This is a genomic window from Pseudomonas sp. MF6767 (assembly GCF_016405475.1).
Lineage (GTDB): Bacteria > Pseudomonadota > Gammaproteobacteria > Pseudomonadales > Pseudomonadaceae > Aquipseudomonas > Aquipseudomonas paracarnis.
In genome coordinates, this window is sequence record NZ_JAEKCY010000012.1 from 1 (window position 1) to 14,626 (window position 14,626).

Below are 14,626 nucleotides of genomic sequence, written 5' to 3' on the forward strand. Positions count from 1 at the left end.
CACGGGATCCATTCCCACGCGGAGCGTGGGAACGATCTTAGTCTTCGGTCGAGTACATCCACCGCAACAACGAGTGCCGTCCGCTGATCCCCAACTTGATCGCCGCACGCTTGAGGTAGCTCTCGATAGTGTTGACCTTCAACGCCAATTGCTCGGCCAACTCCGGCGCGGTGCGCCCGGCCAGCAGGCCTACGCACACTTCCAGTTCACGGTTGGACAAGGTCAGCCCCGATTGCAGCAGGCGCTCCTGGATGCGTCGGCGCAAGGTGTCGATGCCCTGGGGTTGAGGCACTGCGCACGGGCTGTCCGGGAGCGATGGCTGCAGCGCGGTGATGTGTTTTTCCACCATGGGCAGCAACAGCGTGGAGAAGTCCTGGAGCATGCTGCGCTCTTGCGCGGAAAAGCTGTCGGACGGGTGCGAGCGATACACCGACAGTACATAGCGCACATCGTCCTTGCGGCGCGTGAGGTGCAGTTGTGCGGCGAGTTGCTCGCTGCCCAGAGCCGCCACCGAATCGGTGTACACCGGGCTGATCTTGCGGCGGCCAAGGCCTTCGCGGCTGACTTGCAATTGGGTGATATGGGTGGCGTCCACTGCCAATTGGGTAAGGATCAGGTCATGCAGCATGCGTGGGAAATGGCGGCTGCCGGTGCTGGCGATGACCTTGCCTATCTGTGGGAACAGGTGTGAGTTCATCAATTCGTCCATGAGTTTCGTGCAGGTATTGGGCCTTATAGCGACGGGGGTTAAGAAGGTAACTAATGTGAATAACCTGCAGTGATAGTGCGTCCCGCCGCTGACATGCTAGTACAGCCTGGCTAAAGGAGGGGGATCCAATCTGCGAAAAAAAACATTAAACAGGCAGAGCGGCAGTCGGATCCTTCCGACCGCCGCCCAGGCACCGCATAACCCATGGGGTTGGACGCTATTTCATCGCATACGCCGCTGTCGCAATGGGCCGCAGGTTGGCAGCGCTGCACTTGGCCAGGGCCTGATGGATATCGGCCAGCAGGTCGGCAACGTCTTCAAGCCCCACCGACAAACGCACCAGCCCCTCGCTGATACCGTGCTGCGCCCGTTGTTCGGGCGTGTAGGTGGAGTGGGTCATGCTCGCCGGGTGTTGGGCCAGTGATTCGGCATCCCCCAGGCTGACTGCGCGGGTGAACAGTTGCAGTGCGTTCATGAAGCGCTGGCCGGTTTCGAGGCCGCCCTTGAGTTCAAAGGCGATCATGCCGCCGGGCAGTTTCATTTGCCGGTTTGCCAGTTCGTATTGTGGGAAAGAACGCAGACCGGGGTAGGTTACCCACTGCACCGCAGGGTGCGCCTGCAGCGCCTCGGCCACCGCTTGGGCGTTGCTGCAATGGCGGTCCATGCGCAGGCCCAGGGTCTTGAGGCCGCGCATCAGCAATGCGGCGTCCTGGGGCGACATCACCGCGCCGGTCAGGTCCTTGAGCCCTTGCAGGCGAATGCGCTGCGCCAGGGCCTGGTTGCTCACCGCGATGCCTGCGGTAATGTCGCCGTGGCCACTGAGGTATTTGGTGGCCGAGTGCACCACCACATCGGCACCCAGTTCCAGGGGACGTTGCAGATAGGGGGTGCAATAAGTGTTATCGACCACCACGGTGACATTTGGCTGCTGATGGGCCAGTTCGGCCACGGCGGCGATGTCGATCAGGCGCAGGTTGGGGTTGGCCGGGGTCTCGCAGTAGAGCATGCGGGTGGCCGGGGAGAACGCTGCTTGCAGGGCGGTGAGGTCGGTCAGGTCGACATGCCGCACCTTGATGCCGAATTCGCTCAGGCCGTGGTGCAGCAGGGCGAACGTACAACCATAGAGCGTCTGGCTGACGATGATCTCGTCGCCCGGGCGCAACAGAGTCCAGAACGTCGCGGCAATCGCGCCCATGCCGGAGCTGAACGCCACGGCGGCCTCGCCGTTTTCCAGGCTGGCCATGCGTGACTCCAGCAGGGCCAGGGTCGGGTTGGAAATGCGCGTATAGAAGTGGCCGCTGGCTTCGCCGGCAAAGCAGGCGGCGCCGTATTCGACGGTGGGAAAGGCGAAGGTCGCAGACAGATAGATCGGCGGGACGAGTGCGCCGTGGTGGTCCTGGGCGTCATAGCCGTGGTGTATGGCACGGGTGGAAAAGCCGAATGTGGTGTGTTTATTGTGCATGTCGGGCGCTCCTTATTTCCTACAATGCTATGCTCATAACCACGGATGAACCTTGCAAAAAAGCCCGGAAAAACCTGCGTTTGTGGATCAAACACCGATAAAAATAATGATTAGAGGCACGTTATGCCCATCAAGCTGGACCGCACCGATAAAGCCCTTTTGAACGCGTTGCAGGGCAATGCCCGCCTGACCGTGGCCGAGTTGGCCGAGCGGGTGGCGCTCACCACTTCACCGTGCTGGCGTCGGGTGCGCACCCTGGAAGAAAGTGGGGTGATCAGTGGCTACCAGGCGATTCTCTCGCCCAAGGCACTGGGCTACGGGGTGACCGCGTTCGTCAGCATCATGATGGAAAGCCACACCCAGGAAATTGCCCGGGCGTTCGAGCAACGTCTGTTGGCCATCCCAGAAATTGTGGCGTGCCATAACGTCTCTGGGCGCTATGATTTTTTGCTGGAAGTGGTGGCCAAGGACCTGGAATCGTTCGGTGAATTTGCCCGAGAGGTCTTGCAGACCTTGCCTTGCGTCAAGGAGATCTATTCGAGTTTTTCCTACAAGTCGGTAAGGCCGCTGCGGGTAATTCCGCTGCCGGGTTGAGGCACGGCTTAGCGCTTCAGTCGACATCGTGTGGATACCCAGGCAAATCGAAGACGAAAAAAAACCGGCTGATCAGGCCGGTTTGGGGGGGGCCGCCAACAGTGCGGGGTTATACGTGGGTGCTCAGCAGACGCTCGGCACCGCCTTCAGCCAGGCCACGTTCCTGCAGACGATCAGCACCGCCTTCAGCCAGGCCACGTTCCTGCAGGCGATCGGCACCGCCTTCAGCCAGGCCACGTTCCTGCAAGCGATCAGCACCGCCTTCAGCCAGACCACTTTCCTGCAAGCGATCAGCACCACCTTCAGCCAAACCACGTTCTTGCAGACGATCCGCGCCACCTTCGGCAACACGGGTTTCTATCAGGCGATCCGCGCCGCCTTCAGCGACAACCGGGTGGGCAAAAGCGTTTGCAGCGAGTACCGAGAAAGCGAGGCTAAGCAAGAGTTGGCGTTTCATGATGATGTGCTCCGAGTGTTTTAGTTGGGTGCCGTTTGGCATGGGTTTGATGTTACGCGTTGCATTTTTTTAGAGAACTTCATTGCGCTGATGGTGACTATCGATGCCAACGATGGTCCCGCTGGCGGGACCATCACTGCGGCCGTCATGGCATTTGCGGCAGTTCGTTGGGGCGCAGGTCAAACACCAGTACTTCAGCGTCTTCGCCGTGGCTCAGGCGGATCTGGCGTTCGTCCCGTACGCGTACACCGTCGCCTTCCTGCAAGCGCTGGCCGTTGAGTTCAACGCTGCCGCGCGCCACATGGATGTAGGCGTAGCGATCCGGTGCCAGCTCCAGGCGGGCACTTTCGTCAGCGTCGAACAGCCCGGCATACACCCGTGCGTCCTGGCGCACTTTCAGCGAACCGTTGGCGCCCTCCGGCGAGATGATCAACTGCAAACGCCCGCGTTTTTGCGCTTCTGTGAAGTGCTCCTGCTGATAGCGCGGCTTGGCGCCTGCTTCGTTGGGCACGATCCAGATTTGCAGGAAGTGCACGCCATGACGCTGGCTGTGGTTGAACTCACTGTGGGCTACGCCGCTGCCCGCGCTCATCAGTTGCACATCGCCGGGGCGGATCACCGAGCCGGTGCCCAGGGTGTCCTTGTGTTCCAGCGCGCCTTCGAGCACGTAGGAGAAGATCTCCATGTCACGGTGCGGGTGCTGGCCGAAGCCTTTGCCTGCGGCGACGCGGTCGTCGTTGATCACCAGCAGGTCGGAAAAACCCTGTTCCTTGGGGTTCCAGTAGTTGGCGAAAGAGAAGGTGTGGAACGACTTCAACCAACCGTGATTGGCGGCGCCGCGTTCGGAAGCTTTGCGAAGGGTCAGCATGGTCCAGTCCTCAAGTGAGCGCGGGCTGCGAGATGCAGAGCGCTTGCGTTGAGAAGAAGGTTAATGGTTAACGAATGATTGATTAAGAAGATGAAAATAGAATAACTGTCTCTTTGAAGTTGACAGTCAAAGTCGTGCCATAATGCCCGTCGCACTCCTTCTCGATGGACATTTCCCGCTTATGAAAACCGTGGCCATGGCGCTGTTCCCGGACTTCCTGCTGCTCGACATGGCCGGGCCGCTGGAAGTGTTTTCGATTGCCAACCGCTACCTGCCGGCGGCCGACCACTACCAGATCCTGACCATCGGCACTGAGCCCGGTCCGTTGCAGGCCTCCAATGGCGTGAGCGTGCAGACCGACCTGCTGTTGGAACAGGCCCAGGCGGCTTATGACCTGCTGTTGGTGCCGGGCGGCCCCGGCGCCTATAACGAATGCCACCCCGCGTTGTTGCCCTGGCTCAAAGCTGCGGCGCCACGGGCTCGGCGTTTTGGCTCGATCTGCACCGGCGCTTTTGTGCTCGGCCACGCAGGTTTGCTCGACGGGCACCGCGTGACCACCCATTGGCACTACACCGAGCGGTTGATCAAGGCGTTTCCCGGCGCCATCGTCGAGACCGATCGCATCTATTTGCAGGACGGGCGGCTGATTACCTCTGGCGGCGTCACTGCGGGTATCGACCTGGCCCTGTCGGTCGTGGCCCAGGACCATGGCAAGCAAGTGGCGGTGGATGTGGCCAAAGTGCTGCTGGTGGTGATGAAGCGCCAGGGCGGCCAGGCCCAGTTCAGCCCGATGACTGCCGCCGTGGCGCCTCAGGAAACTCCGATCACCCGCGTGCAGAACCACGTCCTGGCGCATCTGGATCAACCCTTTACCATCGAGTCCATGGCTGAGTTGGCCGGAATGAGCGCACGCCACTTCGCGCGGCTGTTCGCCAAGGACGTGCAGATGACGCCCATGGCGTTCCTGCAGGGCGCGCGCATCGACCGGGCCCGGCACCTGCTGGAAACCACCGACCTGCCGCTCAAGACCGTGGCCTTCCACGCAGGCTTTGGCAGCGTGCGGCATATGCGTTTTCTGTTCAGCGAAAAGCTCGGGCTGAACCCTACCCAATACCGACAACAGTTCAGTTAACGACACCATGTCCGTCTCAGGCACCCGATTGTCCGTATCGCTCCCCGTGCCAGCATTGTCCTGTCATCGCCAACTGGCAAGATAGCGTCGAGCCCATGGAAAAAGGATGCGCAGGCACTCAAGCACGGGTGTTTCAGCGCTGTGACGGACATGCAAAATGCTACGGCGGTGAGCTTTGGCCCCTACACCTTTCATCGGCAGCAGCGCCTGGTCAGCAAGGCGGGCTGGCCGGTGCCACTGGGCGGGCGAGCCTTGGATATTCTCGCGGTACTGCTCGAAGCGCCCGGGCACTTCGTCAGCAAGGCGACCCTGATCGAACGGGTGTGGCCCAACAGCGTCGTTGAAGACAGCAACCTGCGTGTGCATATCGCCGCGCTGCGTCGTGCCCTTGACGGCCAACGCTGGATCCTCAATCACCCCCAGCGCGGTTACTGCTTCGCTGCGCCTGCGCAGGACGCGCTGCCGACGCTGCTGCCTCAGCACAACCTGGCTGCACGGCTCAGCCCGGTGTGGGGGCGAGATGAACTGGTGGGCGTGCTGGCGCGACGGTTGCCTGTGCAGCGGTTATTGACCCTCACCGGCGTGGCCGGCATTGGCAAGAGCACGCTGGCCCTGGCCCTGGCCGAGCGGGTATTGCCGCGTTATCGCGACGGCGTATGGTGGGTCGACATGGCCGTTGTGCAAACCCCGAGCGAACTGCTCGGTAGCCTGGCCAGGGTGTTGCAGTTGCATTCGACGCCCGCGAGCCTCAACGAACTGGGCCGGCGCCTGGCCTCGCGCCACGTGTTGCTGGTACTCGACGGCGCTGACCTGCTGCTGGGCGCGTGTCGACAACTGATGCGTGCGCTGCGCGAGGCGGCGCCGGGCATCAGCGTGCTGATCACCAGTCGCGAAGCCTTGCTGGCCCCTGGCGAGTGGATAGTACGTGTGCCTCGGCTGGCAGTGCCGTCGCCAAAGGCGTTGGCCAATGTCGAGCAGGCGATGGCCTGTCCTGCGGTGCAACTGTTCGTGGCGCGCGCGCGTGCCAATCAGCAGGGGTTTGATTTGCGGCCCCAGGACCTGGCGCCGCTGGGCGACCTGTGTCGGCGTCTGGACGGCCTGCCGTTGGCCCTGGAATTGGCGGCCGCCCAGGTGGATGCGTTGGGCATCGGCGGTGTGCAGATGCAAGTACGCACAGGCTTGCAAGTGCTGGCCCGTGGGCGCCGCACGGCAGTGGAGCGCCATCGCTCACTGACCGCGGCCCTGGATTGGAGCTACGAGCGCTTGAGCCTGCCGGAGTGCTGGCTGTTTCTGCAATTGAGTCTGTTCAAGATGGCAGTCACCTTACCCACCCTGAGTGACCTGGTGACCGGTACCGAGCTCGAACATGCCGACCTGTCTTACCTGCTGGCGCGCCTGGTCAACGTCTCGCTGCTGAGCGTCGAGCCCGGCCTGGGCCCGGCGCGCTATCGGCTGCTCAACTGTGTGCGCAGCTACGCCCTGGGGCAACTGCGCGACCCGCGTCAGGTCGCGCGTTTGCAGCAGGGCTACGCGCCTTGCCTGGGGGCGTTCTCAGGCCGGCCGTTTGTCCTGCAACTCGTCGAGCAGGCAGCGCACGCGCAGTAGATCCTGAGTGGCGAAGCCTTCGCTGAAACGTGCGTGGATTGAACTGAGCAAGTCCCTGGCGAGCTGAATGCGCCCCTGCTGTTGCCACAGTTGCGCCAGGGCTGCGCCGCAGCGCAGCTCCCAGGCCAGGGCGCCTTGCTGGTGCGCCAGGCCCAGCGCCTCCAGCAGCAGGGTTTCAGTGGTGTGCTCATCCTCTAGCTGCAAGGCGTACACCCGCAGAATCTCCGGGGCGCACCAGCCCGCAGCGCCACTGCGCGCACGTTCCAGGGTTGGTGCATCCACGGCATGGGTGCCGAAGGTGATCAAGGTGTCTTGGATCAGACCCAGGCCCTGCCAATCCGGTTGGCCAAGAATACCGGCGTAATGTCCGGCCCAGGTCTGGAACAACTGCACAGAATGCTTGTGCGACTGCTCCAGCAGCAGCCTTTGCAGGGCTTGGGCGTCGTCTTCGGCGCCGTTGTAGCGGGCGATCACCACCCCAGCCAGGGCCAGGGTGTAGCAAATCGAGGTGCCGTGGTTGATCTGTAGCGCCAACTCCAAAGCCTGACTGGCGGTGCGCCAGGCGCGCTCGGGAAAGCCCTGCAACCACAGGATTCGCGCCAGCACGGTCAAGGAGGCGACGCCCTGGTCGTACTGCACGCCAACCCCGAAGGCAAAGCGGTTCACGTGACCGCTTTGGGACATGCGCTGCAGCACCTGCTCGGCGTGGTGCCGGGCGAGCGTCTGGTTGCCGGTGTAATGCTGACCCAGCGCACGCAGCCGCTGCGCGCTAAGGCCCAGCAACGGCTCGGTGCGTGGGTCGAGGCGTTCAAACTGCACACTCAGCGCCTGCGCTGGGCCGTAGCGCCCGGCGCACAGGTTCACCGCCATCAGCCCGGAGACCGCCCGCAACTGGCCGCCAAGGTCCTGGGTTGTCTCGGCCAGGCGTGCGGCACCCTCGAATGCCGCAATGGTCCGAGGTGCGGCGCCCATGGCGTGGTAGGAGAGGCTGCCCAGGGCCAATTGCAGTTGCAGGGTCAATTGCGTGCAGGGCGCGGTGACCTGGCCGATCAGCGCCAGCGCCTGGTCCACATAGCCGCCGTGCTCACGCAGCAACGACAACTCTTGCCACAGCGGCATCGCGCTGACCGTCAGGCGGATAGCCAGCAGCTGCGCACCGTCGTCAGCAAAGCCCCAGTCGAGGGCGGCACGCACGTCTTCGCGCAGCGGTGCGTAACGGTCGATCCACGGCTGTGTGGCGATCAGGTCCCAGTCGCCTTGGGCCTGTTCCATCAGCGCCAGGCAGCGTGCAGCGTGGCGCTCTCGTGTGGCATGCAGTTCGCAGGCCTGGCTGAGCTTTTCCAGGGCGTAGGTGCGGGTGATGTCCAGCAGGCGATAGACCATCTCGTCATCGCTTGCTTCCACGTTCAACAACGACTTGGCCACCAGTTGCGTAATGGAGCCCAGCACTTCGGCGGGGGCCACTTGCTCCCCGGCGATCACCGCCGCTGCGCTGACCAGGCTGAAGCCGCCACGGAAGACCGCCAGGCGGCGCAGGCAGATTTGCTCGCACGCCGTTAGCAGGTCAAAGCTCCAGTCGAGCGTGGCGCGCAGGGTCTGCTGGCGGGGCAGGGCACTGCGTCGGCCGCGGGTCAGCAGCCGAAAGTTGTCTTCCATCTGCACCAGCAGGCCCGGCAAACCAAACCGTTCGATTTGCGCGGCCACCAGTTCGATCGCCAGGGGAATGCCGTCCAGGCGCTGGCAGATATCAATCGCCAGGGGCAGTTCAGCGTCGCTGAGGGCAAAGCTCTCCTGGTGGGACATGGCGCGCTCGATCAGCAATTGCATGGCCGGGTAACCCAGGGCCTGGGCGCGGTTGCCGGTGGCGGGCGGGCAGGCCAGCGGCTCAAGGCGCTGCACATATTCACCTTCGGCGCGCAGGGCTTCGCGGCTGGTGGTGAGGATGTGCAGGTGCGGTGCATGGCGCAGCAGGGTTTCACTGATCAGGGCGATGTCGTCGAGCAGGTGCTCGCAGTTGTCGATCACCAGCAGCATCTGGCGTGCCTGCAGACTGCGGGCGAGGCTGGCCAGGGAGGCATTCTCGCCCGGTGTCAGGCCGAGCAGGGCGGCGAGGTTGGGCAGGATCATGGACGCGGCACTGAGCGGCGCCAGGTCCAGCAGGTGAATACCGTCGCGGTAATGCCCGATCAGCAATTCCGCGACCCGCAGGGCGACGGTGGTCTTGCCGATGCCTCCGGCGCCGGTCAGGGTGATAAAGCGCTGCTGCGGCAGTTGTTGTACCAGGGCGTCGATCAGCGCTTGGCGGCCGATCATGCGCGTGCGCCGCAGGGGCAGGTTATGGCTGGGGCGTTGGGGCGCACCGTCGGTGGGCAGCGTCATGGGTTCGATGCTCAGTGGCGCAACAAAACTGTAGCCGCGCTGGGCGACCGTGACGATATAGCGCTGCCCGGCCTGGCCGTCGCCCAGTGCCTTGCGCAACGCAGCCATGTGCACCCGCAGGTTGCCGTCTTCCACCACGCTTTTGGGCCAGACCCTTGCGATCAACTCCTGTTTGCTCACCACATTGCCGGCGTGCTCCAGCAGGATCAGCAGAATGTCCACCGCCCGCCGCCCCAGGCGCAGCGGGCGGCCGGCCTCCAGCACCAGGCGCTGGCGCGGGTGGATGCGGTAGGGGCCGAAATGCACGGCCTGGTCGCTCAAGTCATTCATGGCTGCCCAGGTTCTGGAGGAAGGGAGCGACCAGCATATTCCAGGTACGTGCAGACCACTAGGCAGCGATCACATCAGGTTTGCTGCGCGAGTGGTGATTTCGCCAGGTCATCGGGTTGACGCCTTCGCTGCGGGTGAACATATGGCAGAAGTGCGCCTGGTCGCAAAAGCCACATTCCAGGCTGATCTGGGTGAGGCTCAGGGACGAGCCGGTAATCAGTTCCTTGGCGCGCTGGATGCGTTGCTGGCGAATCCATTCCTGGGGCGACAGCCCGGTGGTGCACTTGAAGGCGCGGGAAAAATGGCTGCGCGACAAGGCGCAGGCCTGGGCCAGGTCGGCGATCGCCAGGCTTTCGCCGAGGTTGGCGAGGATCAGTTGCTTGGCGATGCGCTCGCGCCGGGGGCACAGGCCACCGGTGGCGGGCAACCGGGGGGAATATTGCTCGAGTCGGGCCATGACAAATATCCGCAGTCGATGGGAACGTTCCCGGTGGATGGGTGCAGTGTAGACGCGCTTCATCTTGTTGCCGGAGCGCCTGGCTGACGAGTTAATCGTTGTTAATTTCGCCAGGTGCGGTGCCGGAAAAGACAGCACAGCTATGCAATCCCAGGCGTGCAGTGCATGCTTCCCTGGCCCCCTGGAAAACGTTTGGATAGCGCCCATGAACCGCAACGATCTGCGCCGCGTCGATATGAACCTGCTGGTGATTTTCGAAGCCTTGATGTTCGAGAAAAACCTGACCCGAGTCGCCGAAAAACTGTTTATCGGCCAACCGGCAGTGAGCGCCGCGCTGGGCCGTTTGCGCGATTTGTTCGACGACCCGTTGCTGCTGCGTAACGGCCGTGCCATGGAACCCACGGCGCGCGCACTGGCGATACTCAAGGAGCTGCAACCTGCCATGGACACCATCTCGGGCGCCGTCAGCCGCGCCAAGGATTTCGACCCCTCCACCAGCTGCGCGGTGTTTCGTATCGGCCTGTCCGATGATGCGGAGTTCGGGCTGTTTCCGTCGTTACTCAGCCGCCTGCGCGAAGAAGCGCCAGGCATCATCGTGGTGGTGCGCCGCGCCAATTACCTGTTGATGCCTTCGCTGCTGGCCAGCGGTGAAATCTCCGTGGGGGTCAGCTACACCACCGATCTGCCGGCCAATGCCAAGCGCAAGAAACTGCGCGATATCCCCTGCAAGGTCCTGCGCGGCGATGACGGCGAGGCGCCGCTGACCCTGGATGATTACTGCGCCAGGCCCCATGCAATGGTGTCGTTCTCCGGTGACCTGAGCGGCAATATCGACCTGGACCTGGCCCGCATCGGCCGCTCGCGCCGCGTGGTACTGGCGGTGCCGCAGTTCAGCGGGTTACGGGCGTTGCTGGCGGGGACGCAGATTATCGCGACCGTGCCGGATTACGCCGCGTGCGCGTTGACCGAAGGCACACGCCTGCGCGCCGAGGACCCGCCGTTTGCGATTGATGCTGCGGAGCTGTCGATGGTGTGGAGCGGGGTGCATGACAACGACCCGGCGGAGCGGTGGCTGAGGGGCAGGATTGCGGAGCATATGGCGCGGGCCACATAGATTTGCCGGCCATTGCAGGAGCGAGCTTGCTCGCGAAAAACTCCCAGGCGCCACGTTTATTCAGAAAGTAGGGGTTATCGTTGACGTTTTTTGCGCGCAAGCCCGCTCCTGCAACAAGCCAAACAGCACATACATCCAATTCTCCCCAGCCGCCAAGCCGCCAGACTCTCCCCATCGCTCAATACTCCGGGGAAGCACTCAGCCATGGATTCAACCACCAACACCGGCCCCGACGAAGTCGTCACCCTGGTCGTCAAGCACCGGGTCAAACCCGGTTTTGAAGTCGAGTACGAAGCCTGGTTGCGCCGCATCGTGCGCATCGCGGGCGAACGCCCTGGGCACCTTGGTGTTGACGTGGTGCGCAGCCAGCAAAACGGCATGGCGCTGTTCACTTGCGTGCTGCGCTATAGCTCCACCAGCGCCCTTGAGCTGTGGCTCGGCTCCCCGCAACGCCAGGCCCTGATCGACGAAGCCGCGCCGATGCTGGCGGACGGCGACCAGACGGAAATCGGCGCGGCCAATGAATTCTGGTTCACGCCCCAGGCCGAGGGTGGTGCCAAGCCGCCGCGCTGGAAGCAGGCGGTGGTCAGCCTGTTTGTGATCCTGCCGCAAACCCTGCTGCTGCCGTTTATCTGGGGGCCGATCCTGCGGTTGCACCCGTTTCTGTCCAATTACGTGGTCTCCACCTTCCTGGTCACCCTGACCATCGTGTTGCTGGTGGTGTACCTGCTGATGCCGGCGGCCACCCGCCTGTTCGCTCCCTGGCTTGAAGCCTCTGTAAAGGAAACCCTATGAACGCCGATCTGATTCTGTTCAATGGCCAGTTCCACACCGTGGACCGGGAAAACCCACGCGCCACCGCCGTGGCCATCCACCAAGGGCGCTTTGTCGCCGTGGGTACCGACGGCGAAGCCATGGCCCTGCGCGGCAGCGGCACCCAGGTCATCGACCTCAAGGGCCGCACCGTAATTCCCGGCCTCAACGACTCGCACTTGCACCTGATTCGTGGCGGGTTGAACTACAACCTTGAACTGCGCTGGGAAGGCGTGCCGTCCCTGGCCGATGCCTTGCGCATGCTCAAGGACCAGGCCGACCGCACGCCCACGCCGCAATGGGTACGCGTGGTGGGCGGTTGGAACGAATTCCAGTTCGCCGAAAAGCGCATGCCCACCCTGGAAGAACTCAACCAGGCCGCCCCGGACACCCCGGTGTTCGTGCTGCACTTGTACGACCGCGCCTTGCTCAACCGCGCAGCCCTGCGGGTGGCGGGCTACACCAAGGACACGCCGAACCCGCCGGGCGGTGAGATCGTGCGCGACAGCAACGGCAACCCCACCGGCATGCTGGTGGCGCGGCCTAACGCGATGATCCTGTATGCGACCTTGGCCAAGGGCCCGAAACTGCCTTTGGAATACCAGGTCAACTCCACCCGCCAGTTCATGCGGGAACTCAATCGCCTGGGCCTGACCAGCGCCATCGATGCCGGCGGCGGCTTCCAGAACTACCCCGATGACTACGCGGTGATCGAGCAACTGGCCAAGGATCAACAGTTGACGGTGCGCATCGCCTACAACCTGTTCACCCAGAAGCCCAAGGAAGAGCTCAGCGATTTCAAGAACTGGACCGGCAGCGTCACCCTGCATCAGGGCGATGACTACCTGCGCCATAACGGGGCCGGCGAAATGCTGGTGTTCTCGGCGGCGGACTTTGAAGACTTCCTCGAGCCCCGCCCGGACCTGCCGCTGACCATGGAACAGGAGCTGGAACCGGTGGTGCGCCACCTGGTGGAACAGCGCTGGCCGTTCCGTCTGCACGCCACTTACGACGAGTCCATCTCGCGCATGCTTGACGTGTTCGAGAAGGTCAACCGCGATATTCCGTTCAATGGCTTGCCGTGGTTCTTCGACCACGCCGAAACCATCACCCCGAAAAACATCGAACGTGTGCGTGCCCTCGGTGGCGGTATTGCGATTCAGGATCGCATGGCGTTCCAGGGCGAATACTTTGTCGAGCGCTACGGCGCCAAGGCCGCCGAAGCCACACCGCCGATCAAGCGCATGCTGGCCGAAGGCGTGCCGGTTGGGGCGGGCACCGATGCCACCCGCGTGTCGAGCTACAACCCCTGGACCTCGCTGTACTGGATGGTCAGCGGCCGTACCGTCGGTGGCCTGGAGCTGCACGCCGAGGGCTTGCCGCGCCTTACCGCATTGGAGCTGTTCACCCACGGCAGCGCCTGGTTCTCGTCCGAGCAGGGCAAGAAAGGCCAGATCAAGGTCGGTCAATTGGCGGATGTCGCCGCGTTGTCGGCGGACTTTTTCAGTGTCGAGGAAGAAGCTATCAAGTGGATCGAGTCGGTGCTGACAGTGGTCGGCGGCAAGGTCGTGTACGGCGCTGGCGACTTCGAAGATTTCGCACCGCCACGAGTACCGGTGCTGCCCGACTGGTCGCCGGTGGTCAAGGTGCCAGGGCACTGGCGCCCGACGTCGCCGATGCAGGCCCAGGTTCACCAGTGCAGCGGCCCCTGTGGCGTGCATGCCCACAGCCATGAAAAAGCGCGCCTTTCCAGCGTGCCGGTCAGCGACTTCCAGGGTTTCTGGGGGGCGTTCGGCTGCTCCTGCTTTGCTTTTTGAAAAACACCCCATCCCCAAAGGAGTTACCCATGACTTACAAGCGCTTGAACAAAGACGATGCTGTTGTGCTGTTGGTTGATCACCAGACCGGCCTGATCTCCCTGGTGCAGGATTTCTCCCCCAACGAGTTCAAGAACAACGTGCTGGCCCTGGCCGACGTGGCGAAGTTCTTCAACCTGCCGACCATCCTGACCACCAGCTTTGAAAGCGGCCCCAACGGCCCGCTGGTGCCTGAGCTCAAAGAACTGTTCCCCGACGCGCCGTACATTCCGCGCCCTGGCCAGATCAACGCATGGGACAACGAAGATTTCGTCAAGGCCGTCAAGGCGACCGGCCGCAAGCAGATCATCATTGCCGGTGTGGTGACCGACGTGTGCGTGGCATTCCCGACCCTGTGTGCCCTTGACGAAGGCTTCGAGGTTTTCGTGGTCACCGACGCTTCCGGCACCTTCAACGAAACCGTGCAACAAGCCGCCTGGGCGCGTATGACCGCCGCCGGTGCGCAACTGGTCAACTGGTTCTCCGTGGCCTGCGAGCTGCAAGTGGACTGGCGCAACGATATGGAAGGCCTGGCCAACCTGCTTTCGCCGCGCATTCCCAACTACCGCAACCTGATGAACAGCTACTCGGCGTTCGCTGCCAAGTAACCTGCTCTGTAAAACACCGCAAAACCCTGTGGGAGCTGGGCTTGCCCGCGATTGCGATGCATCAGTCAACAGTATTGCTGGCTGATACACCGCTATCGCAGGCAAGCCAGCTCCCACATGGGTTTATATTGCCCACAACATCAGCGCCTGACACAGCTCCAACATTTGATGGTGTTCACATTTTGGTTTGTGGTGTGACCACTGACGGGCTATAAAACAGCCTATCGTCCCCTGAGAAGCGA

Annotated in this window: 13 protein-coding genes; 7 read left to right on the forward strand and 6 right to left on the reverse strand. The window is 62.9% G+C overall.

Annotated features, from left to right (window positions below; all coding sequences use genetic code 11):
* Positions 1-37 precede the first annotated feature (37 nt).
* Both JFT58_RS18815 and JFT58_RS18820 read right to left on the reverse strand, forming a co-directional pair.
* Positions 38-697 (reverse strand): helix-turn-helix transcriptional regulator, encoded by a 660-nt coding sequence (locus JFT58_RS18815; protein WP_169918831.1) that lies wholly within the window; start codon positions 695-697, stop codon positions 38-40.
* 229 nt (positions 698-926) lie between these two features.
* Positions 927-2,171, reverse strand: a complete 1,245-nt coding sequence (locus JFT58_RS18820; RefSeq protein WP_103299654.1) for a methionine gamma-lyase — start codon at positions 2,169-2,171, stop codon at positions 927-929.
* 123 nt (positions 2,172-2,294) lie between these two features.
* Between JFT58_RS18820 and JFT58_RS18825 the strand changes: the two genes are divergently transcribed.
* Positions 2,295-2,765 carry an Lrp/AsnC family transcriptional regulator gene (locus JFT58_RS18825; protein WP_014718112.1) on the forward strand — a complete coding sequence of 157 codons (471 nt, stop codon included), beginning with the start codon at positions 2,295-2,297 and terminating at the stop codon, positions 2,763-2,765.
* A 109-nt stretch (positions 2,766-2,874) separates the two neighbouring features.
* Here JFT58_RS18825 and JFT58_RS18830 read toward each other — a convergent pair whose 3' ends face one another.
* Both JFT58_RS18830 and JFT58_RS18835 read right to left on the reverse strand, forming a co-directional pair.
* Positions 2,875-3,222: a hypothetical protein gene (locus JFT58_RS18830; RefSeq protein ID WP_072448803.1), complete on the reverse strand. Its 348-nt coding sequence runs from the start codon at positions 3,220-3,222 to the stop codon at positions 2,875-2,877.
* A gap of 145 nt (positions 3,223-3,367) precedes the next feature.
* Entirely contained in the window at positions 3,368-4,090 is a 723-nt protein-coding gene (locus tag JFT58_RS18835; RefSeq protein ID WP_034127388.1) for a pirin family protein, read from the reverse strand.
* A gap of 181 nt (positions 4,091-4,271) precedes the next feature.
* On the opposite strand from JFT58_RS18835, the gene JFT58_RS18840 reads away from it, so the two are divergent.
* Both JFT58_RS18840 and JFT58_RS18845 read left to right on the forward strand, forming a co-directional pair.
* Positions 4,272-5,222 carry a GlxA family transcriptional regulator gene (locus tag JFT58_RS18840; RefSeq protein WP_054898656.1) on the forward strand — a complete coding sequence of 317 codons (951 nt, stop codon included), beginning with the start codon at positions 4,272-4,274 and terminating at the stop codon, positions 5,220-5,222.
* Positions 5,223-5,372: 150 nt separating this feature from the next.
* Positions 5,373-6,827, forward strand: a complete 1,455-nt coding sequence (locus JFT58_RS18845; protein WP_054898657.1) for a winged helix-turn-helix domain-containing protein — start codon at positions 5,373-5,375, stop codon at positions 6,825-6,827.
* Here JFT58_RS18845 and JFT58_RS18850 read toward each other — a convergent pair.
* Together JFT58_RS18850 and JFT58_RS18855 are read right to left on the reverse strand one after the other, a co-directional pair.
* The gene (locus JFT58_RS18850; protein ID WP_054898658.1) at positions 6,774-9,536 is read right to left on the reverse strand and encodes an ATP-binding protein; all 2,763 of its coding nucleotides are present in this window, start codon (positions 9,534-9,536) and stop codon (positions 6,774-6,776) included. The two genes, JFT58_RS18845 and JFT58_RS18850, sit on opposite strands and share 54 nt — an antisense overlap.
* A gap of 58 nt (positions 9,537-9,594) precedes the next feature.
* Entirely contained in the window at positions 9,595-9,993 is a 399-nt protein-coding gene (locus JFT58_RS18855) for a helix-turn-helix domain-containing protein (protein WP_034127392.1), read from the reverse strand.
* Between the two features lie 205 nt (positions 9,994-10,198).
* On the opposite strand from JFT58_RS18855, the gene JFT58_RS18860 reads away from it, so the two are divergent.
* The 4 genes from JFT58_RS18860 to ycaC all read left to right on the forward strand — a co-directional run bounded on the left by JFT58_RS18860 (position 10,199) and on the right by ycaC (position 14,384).
* Positions 10,199-11,107 (forward strand): LysR family transcriptional regulator, encoded by a 909-nt coding sequence (locus tag JFT58_RS18860; protein ID WP_003191909.1) that lies wholly within the window; start codon positions 10,199-10,201, stop codon positions 11,105-11,107.
* 204 nt (positions 11,108-11,311) lie between these two features.
* Positions 11,312-11,902 carry an antibiotic biosynthesis monooxygenase gene (locus JFT58_RS18865; RefSeq protein ID WP_054898659.1) on the forward strand — a complete coding sequence of 197 codons (591 nt, stop codon included), beginning with the start codon at positions 11,312-11,314 and terminating at the stop codon, positions 11,900-11,902.
* Complete coding sequence (locus JFT58_RS18870; RefSeq protein WP_057974876.1) at positions 11,899-13,737, forward strand: amidohydrolase; 1,839 nt, start codon at positions 11,899-11,901, stop codon at positions 13,735-13,737. The genes JFT58_RS18865 and JFT58_RS18870 overlap by 4 nt, the downstream gene beginning before the upstream one ends.
* Before the next feature lie 29 nt (positions 13,738-13,766).
* Positions 13,767-14,384 (forward strand): isochorismate family cysteine hydrolase YcaC, encoded by a 618-nt coding sequence (ycaC, locus tag JFT58_RS18875; RefSeq protein WP_003191905.1) that lies wholly within the window; start codon positions 13,767-13,769, stop codon positions 14,382-14,384.
* The last annotated feature ends 242 nt before the right edge of the window (positions 14,385-14,626 follow it).

Bases quoted from the DNA above. Each gene is read 5' to 3' on its own strand.
- JFT58_RS18825 (WP_014718112.1), top strand. From the start codon at position 2,295: ATGCCCATCAAGCTGGACCGCACCGATAAAGCCCTTTTGAACGCGTTG.
- JFT58_RS18870 (WP_057974876.1), top strand. From the start codon at position 11,899: ATGAACGCCGATCTGATTCTGTTCAATGGCCAGTTCCACACCGTGGAC.
- JFT58_RS18845 (WP_054898657.1), top strand. From the start codon at position 5,373: ATGCAAAATGCTACGGCGGTGAGCTTTGGCCCCTACACCTTTCATCGG.
- JFT58_RS18865 (WP_054898659.1), top strand. From the start codon at position 11,312: ATGGATTCAACCACCAACACCGGCCCCGACGAAGTCGTCACCCTGGTC.
- JFT58_RS18855 (WP_034127392.1), bottom strand. From the start codon at position 9,993: ATGGCCCGACTCGAGCAATATTCCCCCCGGTTGCCCGCCACCGGTGGC.
- JFT58_RS18850 (WP_054898658.1), bottom strand. From the start codon at position 9,536: ATGAATGACTTGAGCGACCAGGCCGTGCATTTCGGCCCCTACCGCATC.
- ycaC (WP_003191905.1), top strand. From the start codon at position 13,767: ATGACTTACAAGCGCTTGAACAAAGACGATGCTGTTGTGCTGTTGGTT.
- JFT58_RS18830 (WP_072448803.1), bottom strand. From the start codon at position 3,222: ATGAAACGCCAACTCTTGCTTAGCCTCGCTTTCTCGGTACTCGCTGCA.
- JFT58_RS18835 (WP_034127388.1), bottom strand. From the start codon at position 4,090: ATGCTGACCCTTCGCAAAGCTTCCGAACGCGGCGCCGCCAATCACGGT.
- JFT58_RS18840 (WP_054898656.1), top strand. From the start codon at position 4,272: ATGAAAACCGTGGCCATGGCGCTGTTCCCGGACTTCCTGCTGCTCGAC.
- JFT58_RS18815 (WP_169918831.1), bottom strand. From the start codon at position 697: ATGAACTCACACCTGTTCCCACAGATAGGCAAGGTCATCGCCAGCACC.
- JFT58_RS18860 (WP_003191909.1), top strand. From the start codon at position 10,199: ATGAACCGCAACGATCTGCGCCGCGTCGATATGAACCTGCTGGTGATT.
- JFT58_RS18820 (WP_103299654.1), bottom strand. From the start codon at position 2,171: ATGCACAATAAACACACCACATTCGGCTTTTCCACCCGTGCCATACAC.